At 70.7% G+C, this 2,956-nt stretch carries 3 protein-coding genes; all 3 read left to right on the top strand.

The window, feature by feature from the left end:
- A partial coding sequence (locus JWR81_RS10135) for an acyl-CoA dehydrogenase family protein (RefSeq protein WP_297649801.1) occupies positions 1-749 on the top strand: 749 nt, incomplete at its 5' end.
- A gap of 164 nt (positions 750-913) precedes the next feature.
- The gene (locus JWR81_RS10130; RefSeq protein WP_297649799.1) at positions 914-2,137 is read left to right on the top strand and encodes a CaiB/BaiF CoA-transferase family protein; all 1,224 of its coding nucleotides are present in this window, start codon (positions 914-916) and stop codon (positions 2,135-2,137) included.
- A gap of 43 nt (positions 2,138-2,180) precedes the next feature.
- The coding region (locus tag JWR81_RS10125; protein WP_297649797.1) for a crotonase/enoyl-CoA hydratase family protein at positions 2,181-2,956 on the top strand (776 nt) is incomplete at its 3' end.

The following is a 2,956-nucleotide window of genomic DNA, read 5'->3' as shown; positions in this document are numbered from 1 at the left end:
AGACGACCGCGCGCCAGGACGGCGGGTCCTACGTGCTCAACGGCCACAAGCGCTGGATCGGCAACGCGACCTTCGCCGACTACACGATCATCTGGGCGCGGGGCGAGGACGGGCACGTCGGCGGGTACGTGGTGGAGAAGGGCACGCCGGGGTTCGATCCCCGGTTCATCGCGGGCAAGACGGCGCTGCGCTGCGTGCAGAACGCGCAGATCTCCCTCACCGATGTCCGGGTGCCGGCGGAGAACAGACTGGAGAACTCCCACACCTTCCGCGACACCGAGGAGGTGCTGCTGGCCTCGCGGTTCTGCGTGGCCTGGGAGGCGGTCGGTGCCGCTGTCGCCGGCTATGAGACGGCGTTGGCCTACTCCCAGCAGCGCCACCAGTTCGGTGTCCCGCTGGCGAGTTTCCAGCTCGTCCAGTATCGGTTGGCGCGGATGTTGGCAGATGTCACCAACATGCTGTGCATGCAGCTGCGGCTGAGCCAGCTCATGGACGAGCACAAGGTGACGATGCCCGAGGTGGCACTGGCCAAGATGCACAACTGCGAGCGCGCACGTGCCATCCTCGCCGACGCCCGCGACCTGCTCGGCGGCAACGGCATCGTGCTCGACTACCACGTCGCCAGGCACCTGGCCGACATGGAGGCCATCGACACCTACGAGGGCACCGACGTGGTGCAGGCGCTGATCGTCGGCCGTGACATCACCGGTCACAACGCCTTCATGCCCCCCGCTGTGCCTCGTCCCTAGGGCCGGCCGGGCACCGCATCTCCCGCTGCGTGGCGGCCCACCGGGCGACCCGGGCGGCGGGACAAGGACCACACCGCCATGTCGGCGGTGCTTGCTCCCGGCAGGGCCCCGGCCGCCGCGCCCCGAGCGAGGACCTCGAACACCCAGCTGAGAAGGAACCCGTCATGGAGAACACGCCCCTGCTGGACGGACTACACGTCGTCGATCTCGCAAGCTTCATCGCCGGACCCGCCGCAACCACCGTGCTCGGTGACTTCGGCGCCGACGTGGTCAAGGTGGAACCGCCAGGCGTCGGTGACAGCTACCGCGCCTTCAGCCATGTTCCCCCCAACCCACAGGTCGAAGGCATCGACTACACCTGGCAGCTCGACAACCGCAACAAGCGCAGCATCGAGCTGAACCTGAAGTCCCCCGACGCCCGGGCGGTGCTCGAGCGGCTGGTGCGGTGGGCCGACGTGCTGGTGACCAACTTCCCGCCGCCGACCCGGGCCAGGCTCGGCCTGGACTACGAGAGCCTGGCACAGCTCAACCCGCGTCTGATCTACGCCGACGTCACCGGCTTCGGCGAGACGGGACCGGACGCGGACAAGCCCGGCTTCGACGTCACGGCCTACTGGGCACGCAGCGGGCTGATGAACCTGACGCGCCAGCCCACCGCACCCCCGGCGCTCAACGTCTTCGGCGCGGGCGACCATTCCACGGCCATCAGCCTCTTCGCGGGAATCATGACCGCGCTCTACCGCCGCGAGAAGACCGGCCAGGGGGCCCGCGTCACCGCCTCGCTGATCGGTGAAGGGGCCTGGGCAGCGGGCTGCTGGCTGCAGGCCGTGCTGGCCGGGGCGAGTGATCCGCAACCGGTCGATCGGCGCCATCCGCCCAACGCCCTGGGCAATCTCTACCGCACCGCGGACGACCGCTGGCTGCTGCTGGTCTTCGCCAACGAGGACAAGGAGGTCCCCCTGTTCCTCAGGGCCATCGGTCACCCCGAGGCGGCCGAGGACCCGCGCTTCAAGGACTCTCACAGCCGCCACGCCCACGCCAATGTGCTCGCTGACCTGCTGGACAAGGAGTTCGCCACTCGACCGCTGGCCGACTGGCGGAAGGTGTTCGACGCCGCCGGCCTCACCTACGGGGTCGTCCAGACCCTCGAGGAGACCGCCCACGACCCCCAGTTCACCGCCGCCGGGGTGTTCGTACCCGTCGACGACGGCAGCACCGAGCCCCTCCTCACCATCGACAGCCCCGTGCGGCTGGACCAGGAGCAGAAGGTGCGCCCGCGCCCGGCCCCCGCCCTCGGCGAACACACCCAGGCCGTGCTGAGCGAGCTCGGGTTCGCCGCCGCTGACATCGACGAGCTGCGCACCGCAGGGACGATCCCGCACAGCTGACGGACCGAGCCGAGCCCGGACAACGACGACCTCAGGACACACCATGACCAACACACCGACCACCAGCGCGGTGCCGACCTCCGACGCCCCCACGGTGCAGACCCAGGAACACGATGGCGTCCTCGTGATCACGATCAACCGGCCGAAGGTGCGCAACGCCGTCGACGGCGCCACCGCCCGGGCGCTGGCCGAGGCCTTCGACCAGCTCGACGCCCGCGCCGACCTCGCGGTCGGTGTGCTGACCGGCGCCGGCGGCGCTTTCAGCGCCGGGATGGACCTCAAGGCCTACGCGGCCGGGGACTCCCCGGTCATCCCGGGTCGGGGCTTCGCCGGCCTCACCCGCGCCCGGCCGCGGACCCCGCTCATCGCCGCCGTCGAGGGCTGGGCGGTGGGGGGCGGCACCGAGATGGCACTGGCCTGCGACCTGATCGTGGCCGCGCAGGACGCCACCTTCGGTCTGTTCGAGGTCACCCACGGGCTGGTCCCCCCCGAGGGGGGCATCGTGCGCCTGCCCGAGCGCATCCCGCGCAACATCGCCCTGGAACTGCTGCTCACCGGGGACCCACTGCCCGCGGTCCGAGCCGAGCAGCTGGGCCTGGTCAACCACCTCACCGCACCCGGCGGGGCCCTCGACCGCGCTGTGGAGCTGGCCAGCCGGATCGCGCGCAACGCCCCGCTGGCCGTGGCGGGCATTAAACGCGCGGTGAACGAACGCACCGCGTTCGACGACCAGGACGCCTTTGCGCAGCAGGACCGGATCGTCGCCCCGGTCCTGGCGTCCCAGGACGCGCAGGAGGGAGCGCGGGCCTTCGCCGAGAA

It is taken from the genome of Pseudonocardia sp., assembly GCF_025965585.1.
GTDB lineage: Bacteria > Actinomycetota > Actinomycetes > Mycobacteriales > Pseudonocardiaceae > Pseudonocardia.
The sequence above is the reverse complement of the archived record's forward strand: the minus strand, read 5'-3'. Positions and strand labels throughout refer to the sequence as shown.

Bases quoted from the DNA above. Each gene is read 5' to 3' on its own strand.
- JWR81_RS10130 (WP_297649799.1), top strand. From the start codon at position 914: ATGGAGAACACGCCCCTGCTGGACGGACTACACGTCGTCGATCTCGCA.